This is a genomic window from Deltaproteobacteria bacterium (genome assembly GCA_011375175.1).
Lineage (GTDB): Bacteria > Desulfobacterota > GWC2-55-46 > GWC2-55-46 > DRME01 > DRME01.
This window is the reverse complement of sequence record DRME01000027.1, coordinates 1-13,194: the sequence shown is the minus strand read 5'-3', so window position 1 is coordinate 13,194 and position 13,194 is coordinate 1. Positions and strand designations below refer to the sequence as shown.

Annotated in this window: 11 protein-coding genes and 1 CRISPR repeat array (1 of these 12 only partly in view); of the genes, 3 read left to right on the top strand and 8 right to left on the bottom strand. The window is 61.2% G+C overall.

Features of this window, described 5'->3' with window-relative positions; all coding sequences use genetic code 11:
• A CRISPR array of direct repeats spans positions 1–1,413; the repeat unit is 37 nt; unit sequence GTTTCAGTTCCCTCTTCATAGGGAAAGGGTGTGTGAC (it extends 1,689 nt beyond the left edge of the window).
• A 103-nt stretch (positions 1,414–1,516) separates the two neighbouring features.
• The 8 genes from cas4 to ENJ37_01890 all read right to left on the bottom strand — a co-directional run bounded on the left by cas4 (position 1,517) and on the right by ENJ37_01890 (position 10,676).
• The gene (gene cas4, locus ENJ37_01925) at positions 1,517–2,098 is read right to left on the bottom strand and encodes a CRISPR-associated protein Cas4 (GenBank protein HHL39242.1); all 582 of its coding nucleotides are present in this window, start codon (positions 2,096–2,098) and stop codon (positions 1,517–1,519) included.
• A gap of 41 nt (positions 2,099–2,139) precedes the next feature.
• Complete coding sequence (gene cas2 / locus ENJ37_01920; protein ID HHL39241.1) at positions 2,140–2,424, bottom strand: CRISPR-associated endonuclease Cas2; 285 nt, start codon at positions 2,422–2,424, stop codon at positions 2,140–2,142.
• Positions 2,425–2,427: 3 nt separating this feature from the next.
• Positions 2,428–3,618, bottom strand: coding sequence for a CRISPR-associated endonuclease Cas1 (gene cas1 / locus ENJ37_01915; protein HHL39240.1), 1,191 nt, complete (start codon positions 3,616–3,618; stop codon positions 2,428–2,430).
• A 332-nt stretch (positions 3,619–3,950) separates the two neighbouring features.
• On the bottom strand, positions 3,951–6,233 hold the full coding sequence (gene cas3, locus ENJ37_01910; protein HHL39239.1) for a CRISPR-associated helicase Cas3': 2,283 nt from the start codon (positions 6,231–6,233) through the stop codon (positions 3,951–3,953).
• Entirely contained in the window at positions 6,211–6,987 is a 777-nt protein-coding gene (gene cas5b / locus ENJ37_01905; protein ID HHL39238.1) for a type I-B CRISPR-associated protein Cas5, read from the bottom strand. Before cas5b ends, cas3 begins: the two co-directional genes overlap by 23 nt.
• A gap of 9 nt (positions 6,988–6,996) precedes the next feature.
• Positions 6,997–8,064: a type I-B CRISPR-associated protein Cas7/Cst2/DevR gene (cas7i, locus tag ENJ37_01900; protein ID HHL39237.1), complete on the bottom strand. Its 1,068-nt coding sequence runs from the start codon at positions 8,062–8,064 to the stop codon at positions 6,997–6,999.
• A gap of 73 nt (positions 8,065–8,137) precedes the next feature.
• A complete protein-coding gene (gene cas8a1 / locus ENJ37_01895) occupies positions 8,138–9,550 on the bottom strand; it encodes a type I-B CRISPR-associated protein Cas8b1/Cst1 (GenBank protein HHL39236.1) in 1,413 nt (470 codons plus the stop codon).
• A 130-nt stretch (positions 9,551–9,680) separates the two neighbouring features.
• Positions 9,681–10,676, bottom strand: coding sequence for a CRISPR system precrRNA processing endoribonuclease RAMP protein Cas6 (locus tag ENJ37_01890; protein ID HHL39235.1), 996 nt, complete (start codon positions 10,674–10,676; stop codon positions 9,681–9,683).
• A 426-nt stretch (positions 10,677–11,102) separates the two neighbouring features.
• Here ENJ37_01890 and ENJ37_01885 point away from each other — a divergent pair, with 426 nt between their 5' ends.
• From ENJ37_01885 to ENJ37_01875, 3 genes are all read left to right on the top strand, one after another.
• A complete protein-coding gene (locus ENJ37_01885) occupies positions 11,103–11,522 on the top strand; it encodes a BlaI/MecI/CopY family transcriptional regulator (GenBank protein ID HHL39234.1) in 420 nt (139 codons plus the stop codon).
• A complete protein-coding gene (locus ENJ37_01880) occupies positions 11,515–12,531 on the top strand; it encodes a M56 family peptidase (protein ID HHL39233.1) in 1,017 nt (338 codons plus the stop codon). Before ENJ37_01885 ends, ENJ37_01880 begins: the two co-directional genes overlap by 8 nt.
• 227 nt (positions 12,532–12,758) lie before the next feature.
• Positions 12,759–13,106, top strand: coding sequence for a cupredoxin domain-containing protein (locus tag ENJ37_01875; GenBank protein HHL39232.1), 348 nt, complete (start codon positions 12,759–12,761; stop codon positions 13,104–13,106).
• Positions 13,107–13,194 lie beyond the last annotated feature (88 nt).

The following is a 13,194-nucleotide window of genomic DNA, read 5'->3' as shown; positions in this document are numbered from 1 at the left end:
ATAGGGAAAGGGTGTGTGACGCGTATCAGCAGATACCGCATTCGGTAATCTGGAGTTTCAGTTCCCTCTTCATAGGGAAAGGGTGTGTGACGCCAGGCCCGCCGCCAGGCCCTGCTTGCCTGCGCGGTTTCAGTTCCCTCTTCATAGGGAAAGGGTGTGTGACGCGGCCATGAGGGTCATGGCGGCGAGGCGCAGACAGCCGTTTCAGTTCCCTCTTCATAGGGAAAGGGTGTGTGACAGTTGTGCAGCTTCCTGCTTGGGAAGCTCATAAGCACAAAGTTTCAGTTCCCTCTTCATAGGGAAAGGGTGTGTGACGCTGCCGGTATCACCTCGCGGGACGCCCCCCGGTGTGAGTTTCAGTTCCCTCTTCATAGGGAAAGGGTGTGTGACAGCAAGAAGGCGGAAGCTTGTCAAGGGATTTTTTAAGTTTCAGTTCCCTCTTCATAGGGAAAGGGTGTGTGACTTGGGAAAAGGTCCGAAGCGGCCAAGACCGCATCGGTTTCAGTTCCCTCTTCATAGGGAAAGGGTGTGTGACCCTACACGGGCGTCAAGGCCGAGAGTTTCAAGCTCTGTTTCAGTTCCCTCTTCATAGGGAAAGGGTGTGTGACTCGGGGAAAAGGCGGTGCGGGGACTAAGAAAAGGAGGCGTTTCAGTTCCCTCTTCATAGGGAAAGGGTGTGTGACAACTGCGAAACGCATTTTGAGGACGGAAAACGGCTCGTTTCAGTTCCCTCTTCATAGGGAAAGGGTGTGTGACCCATGATCGGAGATGGTTAGTGTCGCGTGAAGGTTGTTTCAGTTCCCTCTTCATAGGGAAAGGGTGTGTGACCTGGAGGCGGAAGCGGTCGAGCCCCGCAAGCTCATGGGTTTCAGTTCCCTCTTCATAGGGAAAGGGTGTGTGACTACGGTGAGCGTATCCAGAACGGCCTGACGTTCCTGTTTCAGTTCCCTCTTCATAGGGAAAGGGTGTGTGACCTCCGTCCGGCGTACTTCTACCGCGGGTTGGTGTTGAGTTTCAGTTCCCTCTTCATAGGGAAAGGGTGTGTGACGGCGTCCCTTCAGGAACCTTGAATTCGTACTTTTCCGTTTCAGTTCCCTCTTCATAGGGAAAGGGTGTGTGACTCGTAACGGTCCGTCTGTTCCTGAAGTACTGAAAGGTTTCAGTTCCCTCTTCATAGGGAAAGGGTGTGTGACGGGACGAACGCTTCACCGCCGTGGAGTGGTTTCACCGGTTTCAGTTCCCTCTTCATAGGGAAAGGGTGTGTGACGTTCGACCTGATCCCAATCACGGCGATAAGAGCTTCGTTTCAGTTCCCTCTTCATAGGGAAAGGGTGTGTGACTCTCCGGGGCGATAGCGGTGCTCGACCTGGCGGGGGGTTTCAGTTCCCTCTTCATAGGGAAAGGGTGTGTGACAGCTCCGAAAACACCCGAAAAACAAGACCTTGCAAGGACATGACTCCGTTTTTACGCGCAAACACGCCGACTGTCATAAAACCCCGCAGGTTTGCGAAAACGATTAAAAGACGTCGCGGCAAAAATTCCTGTACTCGCAGTCCACGCACTTGTTGCGGTTGTCCGCCGGAGGGGGCATCGACTCTTCGGCGATCATGAGACGCATCTCTGCGAGCATCGCCATTATATCATCCTTGAGGGAACCATGCAACTCAAATGCCACCGCCTCATCGGAGGGGATGAGGTAGACGAAGCCACGCGGCGCCTCCTTTCCATAGATGTCTTCGAGGAGAAGGCCGTAGCCTGCGACCTGGTATACGTGGTTCCTGGCGGGACGGCCGCGGGTGAATTTGAAGTCCACGGGAAAGCACGCCTCGTCCGTCTCCACGAGCATGTCCACCCTCCCCGAAAGCCCCAGCCGCGATGAGCTGAGGGCCACGTGGAAAGACCTCTTGCCTCCGTCCAGGCCGTACCTGGCAAGCCCCCGCCGCGTCTCGAGCCGCTCCACCCTCGCCTCCTCGCGCTTGCCGTACTCCATCTTGAAGGTGCTCTTCGCGCCCACGGGCCTGACGTAGTGGAAGTAGACGACCCTCGGACAATAGGCGTACTGCTTTATGTCGCTCACCCTCAGCGCTATCACCGGCATCCCCCGGCAACACCCGAAAGGGAGGGCGAAGACGAATCTCGCTATCCTCGGGCGCTATCGTCACCGTCCTCGGGCTCCACGGCGAACTCGAGCCTGTTGCGGTAGTCCTTGTCGCAGACCGGCAGGATCAGTATCTTGCCCGCCCCCTCCTTCACCGCATCGGTCAGCTTCAGGAAGAGCTCCTCGCGCATGTTTCTCGTCAGCCGCCCCATGAAGCCGCTGAACTGGATACGCTCAAGGCCGTAGTCCTTGCACGTCTCCGAGACCCTGAGACGCACGCCGTCCTTCTCTATGTCGTAGAAGACGAAATGATTAAATTCCTCCATGGCTCACCACCGGAAGGTGAAAGGCCTGTAGGGCCTGCGTCCCCGGAGGAACGAGGCGAGGTTGCGGGCCTGTATCTGGATTATGGAGCTTATGCGGTAGCGCCTGCCCTCGTACTTCTCCTGCGAGTCGAGCCGCGCAAGGATCTTCCCGGCCACGGCGCTTCGCGTCTCGCCGTCGAGCAGACCGTCGACCATCGTTATCTCGCGGCCCAGGTTGATGTGGGCGATGACCGTTCTGTCGACGACGGGCTGGCGGAACTCCTCGACGAGGTCGAGCACGAGCGAGGGCTTGCCGGGCCTGTCCACATGGAGGAAGCCGGCGAAGGGCTCGAGCCCGGCGTTGACAAGCGCCCCCCATACCACGGAGTAGAGGATGCCGTAGCCGTAGTTGAGGAGCGAGTTGGCCGGGTCCGCGGCCCCCCGCGTGCGTCTTCCCATGAACTCCGTGCGGTTTGCGAGCACCTCCTTCACGCCGTCCCAGTAGAGTCTGCCGGCCGTGCCCTCCATGCCCATGAGCGTATCCCTCACCTCGTCCATCTTCGCCCCCCTCACCCGCCGGACCTTGCCCCTGAGCTCCCTGAGCGCCGCGGCGATGGAGGCGACCCTTGAGTACCTCTCCGGGTCGACGTCCTTTATGTACTTGCCGAAGTAGCGGAGAAGCCTCTCCTGATTGGTCGTCTTGCCGTAGACGACGGCCTTGGAGAACTCCACGCCCCTTGCGTCGTTCAAGGCGTCGAACTGGCACCTCCTGGCCTCGACCGTGGCGGTGAGCATGGGGGAGGTGAGCATGGCGTAGGGCTTGCTGCCGCCCGAGAGGAAATAGAGGTTGATCCCCCTGCGGCAGAGCTCCTCTATGAGGTCCGACGACAGGCCCACGCCACGCGAGGCCACGACGACGTCACAGAGCCTGAAGAAAGGGAACTGGTAGATCACGTCCTTCCCCTTCCTCACGACCATGCGCTCGCTCTTCTTCGAGAGGAAGATGCCGTAGCCCGACAGGACGAGCCTCGAAGAGTCGTCCGTCCTGACCATCCTGATGCCATCGTCTATGACGAGCTCGTCGTCCGGCGCCTCGTCCACGACAAGCGCTACGAGCTCGGCCTCTCCGGTGAAGAGATTGTACTGGGCCGGCGGCAGCGGCGCCGCCTCGGGCTCGCGCTCAGGATGGATCCTCTCGACTTCCGTCTTGGCCATGGATTAATTACCCTGGGGGAAACTTTCTGTAGAAAGTTTCCCCCAGACCCCCTTCAAAGACTTTCAATACGAGTTGGTTTCCCCCTGTTTTGCCAGGCAAAACAGGGGGAAACCAACTCGCGTTGAAAGTTTTTGGAGGGAGTCTGAGGGAACCTTTTTACAAAAAGGTTCCCTCAGTAAGCAATAGCACAAAAATCTCTCACCGGCAAGCGGGGGGCGTCCCTCCGCGCCCAGGACGCCGCCCGAGTACCCGGTCTATCAGGGACTTTGATTTATCGCGCTGAGGGAATCTTTTTAAAAGGTAATGGGACAGCAGTGCAAGGAACTATGGGTTACAGCATCAGCCCCCTGTCGCCGTCATAGGGCCTGTCCATTATCCTGACAAACCACTCGCCGTTCCACTCCATGGAGTCTGCGTGCCGGCGGGCCTGCGCGGCACTCACCGGTACAAGCAGACTTCTCGCCTCAATCGGCGCAACCTCCCTCAAGTGACGGAATTCGTCGACGAGGCAGGCGGGCAGAACTTCCGTGCCGTCGAACAGCTCGTCGAAGAGGTCTCTCATCTCCTCGCTGCTCTGAAAGGCCCTCAAGGTCCTGAGTGCCGACTCCCGAAACTCCTTTATGCTTGCCCGTGCCTTGCTTGTGAACCTGTCCTCGATCCCTCTGTACATTTCGTCTATCCAGTCACCGACCGTCGCTTCGTCTATCACCTTGTCGTCATTGGCCGACAAGATGGAGAGGGCCTTCTCGACAAGACCGGCCTCGTATACGCCGCCGTCATCAACGGACCGTACGAGCACCCTTACGGGAACGACGCCTTTCTTTCCTTTTCTGTTGACGCGGCCGAACCTTTGCAGCAGCGCCTCGAGCGGAGCCGGCTCGGTTACAATGGTGTCGAAGTCAAGGTCGAGGCTCACCTCGACTACCTGCGTGGCGACGACGACCACAGGAGAGCCGCTCCCCTTTCTCGCGTCGAGGCGTTCTGCGATGAACCCTTCCCTGGCAAGCCTATCGCGCGACGTATACCTGCCGTGGATCAACAGGACCGACTCGTCGCCCATGACGCCTGCGAGCTCCTCCCACAGCCTCTGCGCCGTCTTGACTGTATTGACTCCCACCAGCACGGAATGTCCGGAGGCGAGCTCCGAGCCGATGATCCCCTGAGCCTTCTCTCCGAACAGATCACCGTCAACGAGTTCCACCCTGTGCCGCCTGAACCTTCCAAAGACATCGGGGGCGGCTGACACCTCTGCATCGACGAGAGGGCGCAAAAGCCCCCTCAGCCAGGAAGGCATGGTGGCCGTCATTATGCAGAGCTCGGCCCCCCATCGCATCCTGAGTTCTTCGAGCATGGCCACGAACAGCCCCATCCTGCCCGGCTCGTAGGCATGAACTTCATCCACCACGACGAGCGCTCCGGCCAGCGAAGCCCAGAGGGACTCGTAGCCCGGCAGCCTGTAGGCCGCCCGTAGAAGATGGTACGGCGTGGTGCACCAGACCGGAGGCTGGTGAAGTCTGGCCAGGGAATCGGCCCTCCGCGCCAGTCTCTCGGCATCGCCGCTCGATCGGCCCTCGCTCAACACTTCACGGTAGAGGGCGGCAAGGCTTCGGCTGTGAATCAGCGCCACGTCGAGACCGAAGGTCCCCCTCAGCCGTTTACTCAAGGCGTTCAAGCTCGCCTGATAGGGAAGGACGTATATCAAGTGTCCCTGTGCCGGTCGGCGTGTCTGCCTGCTTCGTGCCCATAACAGCGACGCCTCGGTCTTCCCGCTCCCGGTCGGGGCCGAAAGGATTATGGAGCCCGAGGCCGACGCGGCACCTTCCTGGTGAGCCATCAATTCGTCTTCCGAGATGCCTATGCGGTCGCTCAATGCCTTCCTGTCCGGGAAGACGGCGCTTTGCAGCTCGGGAGAGTCGGCCGATGCGAGACAATCGGCCTGCCTTATTATCCCTCTCATGATTATGGCGAAGACGTTCTCAGCGGCGGCGGCCTCCAGTCCGTCAAGGGCCTGAAGCAGCGAATCGTAGCCTTTCAAGGCGGCCATGACGGCACCTGCCATGCCGGCCCTGAAGCGAGCCGGGGGCTGCGGGTGGAAATGAGGGACGACCGCATCGCTGAAGCCGTTCTCCGCTATCCACCTGCGCGGGGCCTCCCCGAGCCATTCGATGAGGGAGGCGAGGACATCCTCCGGAAGTTCCCGGCAAAGGGACTCTATGCCGAGGTGCTCGGGCTCTATGGAGATGTTGTATCTCTCCTCTACGATCTCCTTCGCATCCTTGTGATGAGAGACTATGCCGGCGGCAATCCAGGGGATGTCGTCGCCGTGCAGATCCAGAGCCTGCAGGAAGGCGAGCGAGAGCACCTCGTGTCGATGCTTCCAGGGCGGCGCCTCGCCCCTCAGGTATGCCTGGAACCCGGCGGCCGCCTTGCCGAAGTCGTGGAGTACGCAGGCCCAGAACGCCCTGTGCCAGAGGCGCGGTTCGCCCGAGACGACGGCCAGTCGAGGCGACCGTTCCCGGATCTGCCTCAAGACCGAGAGGACCTTGAGGGTATGGTCGACGAGCGTTTCTCCCGAGCTCTTGGCCCATACCCTATTCAACACCTTCCGCGCCATGGTCCCTGTCGACGAAGGTATGCCACGCTATCGCACGGCGCATATCTTTCACCGAGGGCGTCTCCGGGTCGACCCAGAGCGGGCCGTCTCCTTCGTACCTGATCATGTGATTCGCCCCCTCTCCCTCGTCCGCGGCCCCGTAGAAGACCCTGTGCCTGAGTGTTATGTATCTCTCCCAGGAGACCTCCCTCCTGTCCTCGGGGTTGATGAACCTGGGCATCAGGACCGCCGTCCCCAGCGCGGTATGTGTCCGGTAGGACCACGGCAGGAGGGTGTCCTCGAAATATCCGCTTTCATCCTCCCGCAACTCGATGACATCGGCCGTCCTGTATGCGGCGAGGTCCTGAGAGCGTCCCAGGACGACGGCGTAGCGGGGGCGCCGGAAGGACTCCGACAGCATATCGATTATTGCAGGCGCGTCGATGTACAGGGTCATCCTCGGGAAGAGGAGCAGCTCACGCAGGACGGGAACCAATTCCGCCTCGATATTTTTAACGCACCCCAACTTCTTGTCATACCTTCCAGCCACTTTTGCCTGATATATATGCTCGAAGTCGTCCCCCTTTCCTTCGAAGCGGAAACAGTAGCCGAAGCGGATGAGGCCGGGATCGACGAATTCTCCACAGGCGCTGCATATGTGGCCGTAGATCGTGGCCGGCGGCGGCATGATGTAGGTGGGCTGCCTGCCCACGAGGAAGTGGGGATACCTGAAAGAGGCCGTCAGCCCTTCAAGCTCCACCTTCAGGACTTTCATCACACCACCTCAGGCGAACCATTCGTCCCGGATATCATCTGCGAGGCGGGCGAGTACGGGAAGGGGATGTCCCGTCACCGTCTCTATCCCCGTCGCTTCGAGCGTCTTCGACAGCTTCTCGCGTTCATGGTCGTGGAAGCCACGGACCCATCCCACGTACAGCTTCGAGAGTATATGGTCTTTCCATACGTCGGCCATCTCTTTCAGCGCCTCTTCGTGTACGCAGGGAAGGCCGTCGCGGCCGCCGTTTATGACGTACTGAAGGGGGTTGTTGCCCCCCCTCGTCACCATCCCGACAAATACCTTCGGGGTGACGTCCGTATAATGAAGCGTCTGGTTGGCGCCTCCGCAGAGTATCCCCAGGCCGTTGAGCAGCGAAGAGACCCTCTTCCTGCGCTCCGCCAGGGGAAGCCTGAAGCATTTTTCCTCCGCCATCTCCTCGAGGCCCTTTTCCCTGGCCTCTTCCTTGCGGTTGTCGTCCAGGTTGCGGAAGCCCGTCCTGTCCTTGTAACTGAAGGTGCCGGCCGCTCCGAGGTCGAGAGAGACAAGACCCTTCAGCGCCGTCCTGTAGAATTGATGCCCATGAGGCACGGGGTCACCCTCGTGGCGGCTCATCGTCCCGAAGTCGTAGGCTATCGACACCGGAGAGACGGCGACGAAGGTGCTTGCCTTGAACGGCGATATACGTGTGATCTCGGTGGCCGTCGGAGTTTCGTTATCCCTGGTCTTGTCTTTCTTGCGCTTCTCCACCGCCTCTTTTTTCTTGGACGGGGCCCGCATATATCCGAAGAGGTCGTCGTCCCAGTATGCGATGGGATTAGCGTCCGTGTACGCCACCTTCGACTCGCGGAATATGGGGGCGCGCCTCCATTCCACCGAGGGGGTTTCTTCGAGCGTAGTCCTCAGCCAGTAACGGAAGCTCTGCGCAGAGACGTAGGGATAGCGTCCCTCCTTTGTCTTGATGAACTTTACGGAGGTGGCCATCTCGCCCCTCCCCGCCTCCTGCGGGGGCTCGTTCGACATGTTCAGGGCCGACGCCGGACAATCAAGCAAGAGCAAAGCCGTCACGAAAGCCATCTCATCCCTCCTTCTCTGTTACGATGTAGTGCCGACCCAAGAGACCACGGCCGGGACACCGTTGCAAAACATCTCATGCCTCCTCTGCCGGTGAAATATCTTCCGGGGGTTCGAGCGCCTCCTCGTTCCCGTCGAACCATCTTCCATCGTAGAGGCGCTCTATGACACGGATCAGTACGAGGTCCCAGGCGAACCTCCAGTCCGCCCTCACCACCTCCTCCCCCTCCTCGAATATCTCCAGGTAGGGCTCGAGCCTGACGAGTGGCTCCTTCCCTGCCTTGATACATTTACTGCTGTGTTTGATGAGGGTAGCCCTCATCTTGTCGGGTTTCCAGCAGTTATAATAGACGTCTCGCCACAGCCCTTTATCATTGGTGGATATTATCTCTTCCGCGATTCTGTCGCCGAGTCTCTTTATCGCCTCTAAACGGTCTTTATCCATCCCCACCACCTCCTTCAAGAACAAGCCGGTCAGGTCCCACTTTACGTATCTCGCGTCGCGCCATCCCCCATACGACGCCCTCGGGTCGTTACGCCGGGCCTTATCGGGCGGCCGCTGGAGAAGATAAGTCCTTACGAAGGCGGCGGCCTGCTCCGGAAGCTCAAAGAGGTCTTCATAGAGATAGTTGCGCCGCGCCAGGCCGCCGTCCTCCCCGGCCGCCTTTCCCGTCGTCCTTGGGACCTCCCAGGCGCGACGGACGATATCGTTCCAGGCCTGGCGGTACCTCGCCGCCTTCGCGGCCATTACGAACTTCACCACGCTCGATGGGAGTTCATGGATATCCACGCTCGGCCCCTGTCCGCTGTTGGATAGGTGATACGCCACCAGCCCAAGCTCCTTCTCCCTGATGTGGCCGGTCTGCAGCGATACGAGGGCCTCAACCAACCTGGTCTTCGGCCTGCCGAGCTTGGGCGGCGTATCGTTGGCGAGCAAGGAAAGATGAACCCTTTGCCTCGTCTCCGGCAGCCACTTCTTTACGAGGGCGAGCGTCAGCGCCGGGTCCTCGGAGCTTATCACGAGGGCCTTGCCGCTGATCAAGGGGGCTCCGACGACGACGGCCTGGACGGCCAGTATGCAAAGACCGCAGAGAGGCAGCCCCGCCCTTCCGCCGGGGAAGAAGTTTACCACATCCCGCCCCGTAAGCATGGGGACAAGGTCCCTGAAGGCGACCGTAATCTTCGGCAGGGGTATCTTCACCGAGGGACGGCCGCAGTATGTACATGGAGGAAGGCCTGGGTCGGGCTTTAAGCGGAAACTCATCAACAGGTCCCCCAGGCACTTCCTGACCTTCTCCGGCTGACTCTTCAGGCTTGGATTTATAGGATAAAAATTCTTGGTGAAGAGTACGGACAGATAACCGCTGAGCGCCGGAGAGAGATACGCATCTTCGGCGTACCCGGCGAACCTTTCCAGGTCTTCGATGGTCGTCTCTTCCGGAGAAGAGCGCTCGGCAAAGGCCGTCAGGGCGGCCACCCCCATGTCCACCAGGGGATGGAACGTCCATCTCAGCCCGGCTCTTTGTGGGTGTTTCACGGTTCTTTCTCACCCCCTTCCTGCATGATGATACTTCACCCCTGACGTATCGTCAAGCGAGCGGCCCGTCCCCCGTCCGCGGCTACGCGAGGCCCTCCACCCTGTACCAGCCGTTGCCGAAGGTGGCGTCCTCGCCCACGTGAAGACGCTCGCCGAGCAGGAGGAAGGGGAGGAACTCGTCGAGTCCGCCCTCGAAGGTGACGCTCCCGACGAAACCGCTCTGGTCGTGCCTTGTACGCTGGGTCCTGCTCCTGCGAGCGGTCTCGACCCACCGGAGCTCGGAGCCCACGGTCCTCACCCCCGTCGCCCGCTCGGCCAGGCCCCTGAAGTCCATATCGAGCGGCCCTGCGCAGTAGGCCCTGGAGAGCGCGCTCACCCTGTCCCTGAGCCTCCGTATCACATGGTGGAACTCGGGCTTCCTCACTATAGCGCTCCGCCCCCGCTCGCCCGTGGGGTTGTACTTGAGCCTCGTCGGCGTGAGGAAGACGAGGGTGACCCGCTCCTTGCCCGGCCGGTCGAGCCCCTCCATGAGGTCCGCCGCCGACGTAGGGTGCCCGACGCCCACGACGGTCCCCCTCGAGGCGTCGTAGACCGTCTCGACCGCGTCTCCCCGGAGCGAGACCACGTCTCCGAGCCTGAACCTCCCTCTGTTTACGCCTATCCCCGTGGCGGCGAGGGCGCGCAGCGAGACCAAGACATGGGGCAGGTACTCCCTTCGGTCTCCGACGAGCAACATGTCGAAGACCAGCGGCGAGGCGGCGGTGTACTCGGTGGCCGTCGAGAGGGGAGGCTTGAGCACGTACCCCCGCGGGGCGTTCAGCGTGCGCTTGGCCCCGATGAGCCCTACGGGGCTGAAGACGCCGGGGTAGGCGCACCGCTCGATCAACGGACAGGCCTCGCAGGACCTGTCGTCGTCGAACGAGCAGACGAGCCTTCGGAGCGACGAGCCGAAGGCCCCCCTCAGGACGTTCCCCTTGTTGCGGGCCGGCATGACTATGACGTCCTCGGGGACGAGGGTCACCCTGTAGTGTACGAAAGAAAACTTCTTCAAGCTCTCCGGGAAGGCGGTATTCTCCATGGCGGCGTCTCGGAAGGCTGTGGTTATAAAGGAAACTCTGATTAATTATCCTGGGGGAAACTTTCTGTAGAAGGGGCACAGGCCCGCGTTTCCCCCGGACTCCCTCCAAAGACTTTTAACGCCCCGCGCCGGCTGCCTCTGGGGGGCTGTGCCGGGGGTTCGGGCCGCAAAGGCGTAAAAAACCCCGCCTGGCGCGGGCCGAACCCCCGGTACAGCCGAAGACCCGAATAACAGATGGGGCAGGGGGGAAACGCGGGCCTGTGGCCCTTCTACAGAGAGTTTCTCCCAGAGCAATCAATCGGAGCTTCCTCAGACGTCATATACGACTATAACCCATGAGCGCCGCGAGTCAAGGTTGGCGGGCCGATCTCTTCCTTCCGAAGCGCACTCTTGACACGCCGCTTCTACTCTTGTAGAATACATGACATGAAAAGGAGCGGATACGGGAAGGTCCGGGGACTGCGTCCCCTCGGTGAGCTCGAGTTCGAGATAATGAAGGTCCTGTGGGAGAGGGGCGAGGCCACGGGCAGGGAGGTCTGGACGGCGGTGAAGGCCTCGAGGAAGGCGGCGCTCACCACGGTGCTTACGGTGATCGAGAGGCTCTCGAACAAGGGCCTTGTCGAGAAGGTCAGGACCGGGGGACCCTTCGTCTACAGGCCGCTCCTGACGGGAGAGGAGTTTACGCGCAAGGCGTCGGCCGGGATGCTCAGGGACTACATGGAGGTCTCGAGCGCCTCTCTTATCGCATCTTTTCTGGACGCCCTCTCCGAGACCGACCCCGAGGGCATGGAGCGTCTCGCCGAGCTCATAAGAAAGAAGAAGAAAGAACGCGACCGCGATGTCTGAGGGTTATTACTGGAAAAAGACGCTTTTGAGCTTCGGCGGCGCTCTCCTGATGGCCTTCGGCCTCTTCGTCGCCGTCGCCGCGAGCATCCACTACGGCCTTGCCGGCCTGCTGGGCCTTGCCGTCATGGCCAGGGAGGCGCTCCTTTGCTGTAAGACCGTCTTTTCGTGGTGCCTGGTGAGCCCGTCGATGCTCAAGGCCCTCGCGCCGTGGGTGGGACTCGGCGTGGTGACGGCCGGGCTCGCCGTCGCCTGCTTCAGGGCCGGACGGGCCCTGCTCCTGTCGCGGAGGTTTCTGCGAAGGATCCGCCCACTGCGGCGGCCCGGCCATCCGGTGCTCGAGGCGCTGGAGGGAGAGGGCGGGTGCGAGGTGATCCCCTTCGAGGACGACGTGCTGAAGACGGCCTTCACGCTCGGCCTCTCAAGGCCCAGGGTCTACGTCTCCACGGGACTCGCCGAGGAGCTTACGCCGGAAGAGCTGAGGGCGGTCATCCTCCACGAGATACACCATGCGGTCAACAGAGACCCCCTGAGACTCTTTGTCGTCTCCTTCATAAGGGATACGTTCTTCTTCCTGCCGCTCGGCCGCTATCTCGTGGATTCGTTCCGTGTACAGAAGGAGCTGGCCGCCGACGAAGGGGCCGTGGCCGTGACCCGAAGGCCCCTCGACCTGGCGACGGCGCTTGTGAAGATAGCTACGATGAGGCGCCGCCCCCTGCCCGCCGGCGTTCCGGTCGTCGGCAAGGAAGGACTCGTCGAAAAGAGGATCAGGGAGCTTGTGGAGCCGAACCGGGCGGCGGAGAAGGTCCCGGCCGGCGCGGCCGCCCTTACGGCGGCGGCCGTGGCCGTGCTCGTCCTCGCCGTCTCGCTCCCCATCTATGCGGAGACAGGGGAGATGGACAAATGCAACCACCACTACTGTCTCTCCGGCGAGCGGGTCTGTCCCAGCGATATGAAGGACTGCCGGAGGGCCTGCGAGCTGATGGAAAGGGAGTCGATGGGGCGCGGGTGAGGGAGAGCCCGCCGGAAGGGGGCGCCCGACCCCAAGGTGTTGTTGCTTCCATGGCGGAGGGGGGCTGCCGGGGCGCAAGGGCGTAACAACTCCGCCTGGCGCGCCGCGGCAGGCCGCCTCCGCCGCGGTGAAGCGAGTCGGGGCTCTCTCGGTCGGCAAGGCGGAGCCTCGGCAAAGCGGAGCTTTTGAAATTTTTTTGTCAATTGATTCTACAACTGTAGAAGGAGGTGGCCGTGAAAAGACCGATCCTTTTTCTCCTGTGCCTGCTCCCGTCCCTGGTGACGATCAGTCCACCGGCGGTGTGTGCCGCTGCGAGGGAGGTGGTTATAACCATCGATGAAGGCGGTTTCGACCCCCCCGTGGTCACTCTCAGCAAGGGGGAGCAGGTGAGGCTCGTATTCATAAGGAAGACCGACAAGACCTGCGCCACGAGGGTGAAGATACCGGAGATGGGTATCGACAGCGAACTGCCCCTCAGCAGGCCCGTATCCTTTCTCATCGAGCCGGAAAGAAGCGGCGAGATCGGCTTTGCCTGCCCCATGGACATGCTCAAGGGCAGGCTCGAAGTCCGCTGAGGGAAGCTTCCAAAGGGTCGCGGGTCCGTGGCGGCGGCCCGGAGCCCGGCCCGCGCCGGACGGGTCTGTTACGCCCTTGCGGCCCGGG

Coding starts and splice junctions, on each gene's coding strand:
- cas5b (HHL39238.1), bottom strand. CDS start 6,987: ATGAAAGTCCTGAAGGTGGAGCTTGAAGGGCTGACGGCCTCTTTCAGG.
- ENJ37_01890 (HHL39235.1), bottom strand. CDS start 10,676: ATGGAGAATACCGCCTTCCCGGAGAGCTTGAAGAAGTTTTCTTTCGTA.
- cas7i (HHL39237.1), bottom strand. CDS start 8,064: ATGGCTTTCGTGACGGCTTTGCTCTTGCTTGATTGTCCGGCGTCGGCC.
- cas2 (HHL39241.1), bottom strand. CDS start 2,424: ATGGAGGAATTTAATCATTTCGTCTTCTACGACATAGAGAAGGACGGC.
- cas4 (HHL39242.1), bottom strand. CDS start 2,098: ATGCCGGTGATAGCGCTGAGGGTGAGCGACATAAAGCAGTACGCCTAT.
- ENJ37_01880 (HHL39233.1), top strand. CDS start 11,515: ATGTCTGAGGGTTATTACTGGAAAAAGACGCTTTTGAGCTTCGGCGGC.
- ENJ37_01885 (HHL39234.1), top strand. CDS start 11,103: ATGAAAAGGAGCGGATACGGGAAGGTCCGGGGACTGCGTCCCCTCGGT.
- cas3 (HHL39239.1), bottom strand. CDS start 6,233: ATGGCGCGGAAGGTGTTGAATAGGGTATGGGCCAAGAGCTCGGGAGAA.
- cas1 (HHL39240.1), bottom strand. CDS start 3,618: ATGGCCAAGACGGAAGTCGAGAGGATCCATCCTGAGCGCGAGCCCGAG.